Genomic DNA, 6,848 nt, shown 5'->3' on the forward strand with positions numbered 1-6,848 from the left:
CCCTGGTTCGCTTCCTGGCGAACCGGGGCACGTCGTTTGCCGTGGCCGATACGCGGGAAAATCCACCGGAACTGGCCACGCTCAAGCGTGACTATCCGCACGTGGAAGTGCGTTGTGGCGAGCTGGACGTCGAATTCCTGTGCCGTGCCGACGAGCTCTACGTGAGCCCCGGCCTGGCGCTGGCGACCCCGGCCCTGCAAGCCGCTGCCGCTCGTGGCGTGAAACTGTCCGGCGACATCGAGCTGTTCGCGCGTAACGCGCAGGCGCCGATCGTGGCTATCAGCGGTTCCAACGCGAAAAGCACCGTCACCACCCTGGTCGGCGAAATGGCGGCTGCGGCCGGCAAGCGCGTGGCAGTGGGTGGCAACCTCGGCACCCCGGCGCTGGACCTGCTCAGCGACGACGTCGAGCTGTACGTGATGGAACTGTCGAGCTTCCAGCTGGAAACCACCGACCAGCTCAACGCGGAAGTGGCGACCGTGCTGAACATCAGCGAAGACCACATGGATCGCTACAGCGGCCTGCCGGCGTATCACTTGGCCAAACACCGGATCTTCCGTGGCGCGAAGCAGTTCGTGGTCAACCGTCAGGATGCGCTGAGCCGCCCGCTGATGGGTGAGGGCCAGCCGTGCTGGACCTTCGGCCTGACCAAACCGGATTTCAAGGCATTCGGTATTCGCGAAGAAGACGGCGAGAAGTACCTCGCCTTCGAATTCCAGAACCTGATGCCAGTGCGTGAATTGAAGATTCGCGGCGCGCATAACCAGTCCAACGCCCTCGCGGCGCTGGCGCTCGGTCATGCAGTGGGCCTGCCGTTCGACGCCATGCTGTCGGCGCTGCGCACGTTTGCCGGTCTGGAGCATCGCTGCCAGTGGGTGCGTGATCTCGACGGCGTCGCTTACTACAACGACTCCAAAGCCACCAACGTTGGTGCCGCGCTGGCGGCCATCGAAGGTTTGGGCGCGGACATCGACGGCAAGGTCATCCTGATCGCCGGCGGCGATGGCAAGGGTGCCGAATTCAACGATCTGCGTGATCCGGTGGCGGCCAACTGCCGCGCCGTGATCCTGATGGGCCGCGACTCCGACAAGATCGGCGAGGCCATCGGTGATGCCGTGCCGCTGATTCGTGCGACATCGCTGGTCGACGCTGTCGCGCAATGCCGCGCCGCCGCCCAACCGGGTGACGTGGTGCTGCTGTCGCCGGCCTGCGCCAGTTTCGACATGTTCAAGAATTACGAAGACCGTGGTCACCAGTTCGTCCGCGCTGTGGAGGATCTGGCATGAGCCTGCGAAATATCATCAAGCCGTATCCGTCGCCGATCATTACCGGGCGCGGCATCGACCTCGACTTCCCGATGCTCGCCGGTTGCCTGGCATTGCTCGGCCTGGGCTTGATCATGATCGCTTCGGCGTCCACCGAAGTCGCGGCAGCACAGTCGGGCAGTCCGCTGTACTACATGATTCGCCACCTTATTTATGTGGTGCTGGGACTGGGCGCGTGCATCGTCACCATGATGATTCCGATCGCCACCTGGCAGCGTCTCGGCTGGTTGATGCTGATTGGGGCATTCGGGCTGTTGGTGATGGTGATCATCCCGGGCATCGGCCGCGAAGTGAACGGCTCGATGCGCTGGATCGGATTCAGCTTCTTCAACGTGCAGCCGTCCGAAATCGCCAAAGTGTTCGTGGTGATCTACCTCGCCGGTTATCTGGTGCGGCGTCAGAAAGAGGTGCGCGAGAGCTGGATGGGCTTCTTCAAGCCGTTCATCGTGCTGCTGCCGATGGCCGGCCTGTTGCTGATGGAGCCGGACTTCGGTGCCACCGTGGTGATGATGGGTGCTGCGGCGGCGATGCTGTTCCTTGGCGGGGTCGGCTTGTTCCGTTTCTCGCTGATGGTGGTGTTGGCCGTCGGGGCCGTGGTCCTGCTGATTCAGATGCAACCTTACCGGATGGCACGTCTGACCAACTTCGCCGACCCGTGGGCCGACCAGTTCGGCGCCGGTTATCAGTTGTCGCAAGCCTTGATCGCGTTCGGTCGCGGTGAATGGCTGGGCGTAGGCCTGGGCAACAGCGTGCAGAAGCAGTTCTACCTGCCGGAAGCCCATACCGACTTCGTGTTCTCGGTTCTGGCTGAAGAACTCGGTGCGGTCGGTTCGCTGTGCACCGTGGCGCTGTTCGTGTTCGTGTGTATTCGCGGCATGTACATCGGCTTGTGGGCCGAGAAGGCCAAGCAGTTCTTTGCTGCTTATGTGGCTTACGGCCTGTCGTTCCTGTGGATCGGTCAATTCCTGATCAACATCGGGGTGAACGTCGGCCTGTTGCCAACCAAGGGCCTGACCCTGCCATTCCTCAGTTATGGCGGCAGCTCGTTGGTGATCTGCTGCGCCTGTCTCGGCTTGTTGCTGAGGATTGAGTGGGAGAGTCGAACCCACCTCGGCAGTGAAGAAATGGAATTCCATGAGAGCGACTTCGCCGAGGAGCCGAATCATGGGCGCTAACGTATTGATCATGGCCGGCGGAACCGGCGGCCACGTGTTCCCGGCGCTGGCCTGTGCCCGCGAGTTTCAGGCGCGCGGCTACACCGTGCACTGGCTCGGCACGCCACGCGGAATCGAAAACGAACTGGTGCCAGCCGCAGGGCTGGAACTGCACCGGATCAATGCCACCGGCCTGCGCGGCAAGGGCAAGCTGTCGCTGCTCAAGGCTCCGTTCATGCTGCTGAAATCGGTGTGGCAGGCGCGGGCGATCATTCGTCGATTGAAGCCGGTGTGTGTGGTCGGCTTCGGTGGTTATGTGACTGGCCCCGGTGGCCTTGCCGCGAAACTGGCCGGCGTGCCGGTGATCGTTCACGAGCAGAACGCCGTCGCTGGCACCGCCAATCGGTTGCTGGTGCCGTTCGCCGCCCGGGTGTGTGAAGCGTTCCCCGACACCTTTACTCTGTCGGACACCCGCCGTACCACCGGAAACCCGGTGCGCAGCGAGCTGTTCCTCGAAACATCGCGACCTGCTCTGGCCGGTCGCAAAGCGCGTTTGCTGATCCTCGGCGGAAGCCTGGGCGCAGAACCGTTGAACAAGTTGCTGCCTGAAGCCCTGGCCCAAGTCGCTGCCGATTTGCGTCCGGAAGTGTTTCATCAGGCCGGCAAAAACCACGATGAAGTGACTGCAGAGCGCTACCGCGCCGCCGGCGTCGATGCGCAGGTGCAGCCGTTCATCAAAGACATGGCCCAGGCCTATGGCTGGGCTGACCTGGTGGTGTGCCGCGCAGGCGCGTTGACCATCAGTGAGCTGGCTGCCGCCGGTCTGCCTTCGATGCTGGTGCCTTTGCCCCACGCGATCGACGATCACCAGACCCGCAACGCCGATTATTTGGCCCGCGAAGGTGCTGCCTTCCTGATGCCGCAAAGAACGACTGGTGCCGCGGACCTTGCCGCGCGCCTGACAGAGGTCTTGATGCAACCGCAACGACTCGAAGCAATGGCCCAAGCGGCCCGCCGTCTGGCGAAACCCGATGCCACCCGTAGCGTGGTCGATACCTGTCTGGAGGTGGCCCATGGTTGAGAATCAGAAAGCCATGCCGCAACCGGAAATGCGCCGCATCCGTCGCATCCACTTCGTCGGCATCGGCGGCGTGGGCATGTGCGGCATTGCCGAAGTGTTGTTGAACCTGGGCTATGAAGTGTCCGGTTCCGACCTGAAAGCTTCGCCGGTGACCGAGCGTCTGGAATCGTTCGGCGCGCACATCTTCATCGGCCACCGTGCCGAAAACGCCGCGACCGCCGATGTATTGGTGGTGTCGAGCGCTGTAAATACTTCCAACCCGGAAGTGGCGACTGCGCTGGAGCGCCGTATTCCGGTAGTGCCGCGTGCCGAGATGCTCGCTGAGCTGATGCGCTATCGCCACGGCATCGCCGTCGCCGGTACCCACGGCAAAACCACCACCACCAGCCTGATCGCTTCGGTGTTCGCCGCCGGTGGCCTGGACCCGACCTTCGTTATCGGTGGCCGCCTGAACGCTGCGGGCACCAATGCCCAGCTCGGCACCAGCCGTTACCTGATCGCTGAAGCCGACGAAAGCGATGCGAGCTTCCTGCATCTGCAACCGCTGGTGGCCGTGGTCACCAATATCGACGCCGACCACATGGCGACCTACGACGGTGACTTCAACAAGCTGAAGAAAACCTTCGTCGAGTTCCTGCACAACCTGCCGTTCTACGGTTTGGCGGTGATGTGCCTGGACGATCCGGTGGTGCGCGAAATTCTCCCGCTGGTCAAACGTCCGACCGTGACCTACGGCTTCAGCGAAGACGCCGATGTGCGCGCAATCAATGTGCGTCAACAAGGCATGCAGACCTTCTTCACCGTGCTGCGCCCGGATCGTGAGCCGTTGGACGTGTCCGTGAACATGCCGGGCAACCACAACGTGCTCAACTCGCTGGCGACCATTTGCATCGCCACCGACGAAGGCGTCAGCGATGAAGCCATCGTTCAGGGCCTGTCCGGGTTCCAGGGCGTTGGTCGACGCTTCCAGGTCTACGGCGAACTGCCGGTGGACGGCGGCAACGTGATGCTCGTCGACGACTACGGTCACCACCCGACCGAAGTCGCTGCCGTAATCAAAGCCGTACGCGGTGGCTGGCCGGAGCGCCGTCTGGTGATGGTTTACCAGCCGCACCGTTACAGCCGCACCCGCGACCTGTACGACGATTTCGTCAATGTATTGGCCGATGCCAACGTGCTGCTGCTGATGGAAGTCTATCCGGCCGGCGAAGAGACGATCCCGGGCGCCGACAGCCGCAAGCTGTGCAACAGCATCCGCCAGCGCGGTCAGCTCGACCCGATCTACATCGAGCGTGGCGTCGACCTGGCACCGCTGGTCAAGCCGCTGCTGCGTGCCGGCGACATCCTGCTGTGTCAGGGCGCTGGTGATATCGGCGGTCTCGCGCCGAAGCTGTTGAAAAGTGAATTGTTCGCTGGCGCCGTGGCGGCGTCGGTCGAGGGGAAGTTGAAATGACTGCTGCCTACGCCAAGCTGTTTTCCACTGTCGCGCCGAAAGACTTCGGCCGCGTTGCCGTGCTCTTCGGCGGTTTGAGTGCCGAGCGTGAGGTTTCTCTGAAATCCGGTAACGCCGTGCTCGAAGCGCTGCAAAGCGCTGGCGTGGACGCGTTCGGCATCGACGTCGGCGCCGATATTCTGCAGCGTCTGCTGAGTGAAAAAATCGACCGCGCGTTCATCATTCTCCACGGCCGTGGCGGTGAAGACGGCAGCATGCAGGGCCTGCTCGAAGTCGCCGGGATCCCCTACACCGGCAGCGGCATTCTCGCGTCCGCACTGGCGATGGACAAATTGCGCACCAAGCAGGTCTGGCACAGCCTCGGGATTCCGACGCCGCGTCACGCCGTGCTGTGCAGCGAAGCCGATTGTATTTCCGCGGCGACGGAACTGGGCTTCCCTTTGATCGTCAAACCGGCCCATGAAGGTTCAAGTATCGGGATGGCCAAAGTGAGTTCTGCGTCCGAGTTGATCGACGCATGGAAAGCGGCCAGTACCTACGATTCGCAAGTCTTGGTTGAGCAATGGATTCAAGGTCCGGAGTTCACCATCGCCACCCTGCGTGACCAGGTGTTGCCTCCGATTGCCCTGGGTACACCGCACACGTTCTACGACTACGACGCCAAGTACATCGCCAACGATACCCAGTACCGCGTTCCGTGCGGGCTGGATGCCGCCAAGGAAAAAGAGCTCATGGAACTCACGGCCAAGGCCAGTGAGGCGCTGGGTATTGCCGGTTGGGGCAGGGCGGATGTGATGCAGGACGCCGACGGGCAGTTCTGGTTCCTGGAAGTCAACACCGCACCGGGCATGACCGATCACAGTCTGGTACCGATGGCGGCCAAGGCTGCCGGTCTGGATTTCCAGCAACTGGTTTTGGCCATTCTGGCCGCCAGTGTTGAAGACGCTAGAGGTTAAGACGATGCAAGGCGCTCAGCTTAGACATCAGCCACCCGCACCCGGTCGCAAGCCGGTGCCGCGGGGTGCCAGCCGAATGGTGGCCAAAGAGCCGATGTCCGCGCGCCTGCCGAAAGCCAATTTCGGCTTTCTGAAAAGCCTGTTCTGGCCGGTACTGCTGGTGGTGCTCGGGTTCGGTACTTACGAAGGCGCGCAGCGTTTGCTGCCGTACGCCGACCGGCCGATCACCAAGATCGCCGTGCAGGGCGACCTGAGCTACATCAGCCAGCAAGCGGTGCAGCAGCGAATCGCCCCGTACGTGGCGTCGAGCTTCTTCACTATCGACCTGGCGGGCATGCGCACCGAGCTTGAGCAGATGCCGTGGATCGCCCACGCCGAAGTGCGCCGGGTCTGGCCGGATCAAGTGGTGATCCGCCTCGAAGAACAACTGCCGGTGGCCCGTTGGGGCGACGAGTCGTTGCTTAACAACCAGGGCCAGGCGTTTACGCCCAAGGAACTGGCTAACTACGAACACCTGCCACAGCTGTTCGGCCCACAACGGGCTCAACAGCAAGTAATGCAGCAGTATCAGGTGCTGAGCCAGATGCTGCGGCCGTTGGGCTTCTCGATTGCACGCCTGGAACTGCGTGAACGCGGGAGTTGGTTCCTGACCACCGGTGCCGGCAGTTCCGGCCCCGGCATCGAGTTGCTGCTGGGACGCGGCAACCTGGTGGAAAAGATGCGCCGCTTTATCGCCATCTATGACAAGACGCTTAAAGACCAGATTACGAACATTGCGCGCATCGATCTGCGCTACGCCAACGGCCTCGCTGTTGGCTGGCGGGAACCTGTAGCGCCGACGACAGCCCAACCCGCTGTCGCAAAGAATTAAGAAGAGGC

6 protein-coding genes are annotated in these 6,848 nt (G+C 62.4%); all 6 read left to right on the top strand.

What is annotated here, in order from left to right:
* The coding region (gene murD / locus ACIOWE_RS25320; RefSeq protein WP_401397178.1) for a UDP-N-acetylmuramoyl-L-alanine--D-glutamate ligase at nucleotides 1-1,286 on the top strand (1,286 nt) is incomplete at its 5' end.
* Nucleotides 1,283-2,500: a putative lipid II flippase FtsW gene (gene ftsW / locus ACIOWE_RS25325; protein ID WP_007916996.1), complete on the top strand. Its 1,218-nt coding sequence runs from the start codon at nucleotides 1,283-1,285 to the stop codon at nucleotides 2,498-2,500. The genes murD and ftsW, both read left to right, overlap by 4 nt.
* A complete protein-coding gene (gene murG, locus ACIOWE_RS25330) occupies nucleotides 2,490-3,560 on the top strand; it encodes an undecaprenyldiphospho-muramoylpentapeptide beta-N-acetylglucosaminyltransferase (protein WP_401397181.1) in 1,071 nt (356 codons plus the stop codon). Before ftsW ends, murG begins: the two co-directional genes overlap by 11 nt.
* Nucleotides 3,553-5,013, top strand: a complete 1,461-nt coding sequence (gene murC / locus ACIOWE_RS25335) for a UDP-N-acetylmuramate--L-alanine ligase (RefSeq protein WP_401397184.1) — start codon at nucleotides 3,553-3,555, stop codon at nucleotides 5,011-5,013. Before murG ends, murC begins: the two co-directional genes overlap by 8 nt.
* Nucleotides 5,010-5,969, top strand: coding sequence for a D-alanine--D-alanine ligase (locus ACIOWE_RS25340; RefSeq protein ID WP_401397187.1), 960 nt, complete (start codon nucleotides 5,010-5,012; stop codon nucleotides 5,967-5,969). Before murC ends, ACIOWE_RS25340 begins: the two co-directional genes overlap by 4 nt.
* Before the next feature lie 4 nt (nucleotides 5,970-5,973).
* The gene (locus tag ACIOWE_RS25345) at nucleotides 5,974-6,840 is read left to right on the top strand and encodes a cell division protein FtsQ/DivIB (protein ID WP_201236874.1); all 867 of its coding nucleotides are present in this window, start codon (nucleotides 5,974-5,976) and stop codon (nucleotides 6,838-6,840) included.
* The last annotated feature ends 8 nt before the right edge of the window (nucleotides 6,841-6,848 follow it).

It is taken from the genome of Pseudomonas sp. NPDC087598 (assembly GCF_044743525.1).
Taxonomy (GTDB): Bacteria; Pseudomonadota; Gammaproteobacteria; order Pseudomonadales; family Pseudomonadaceae; genus Aquipseudomonas.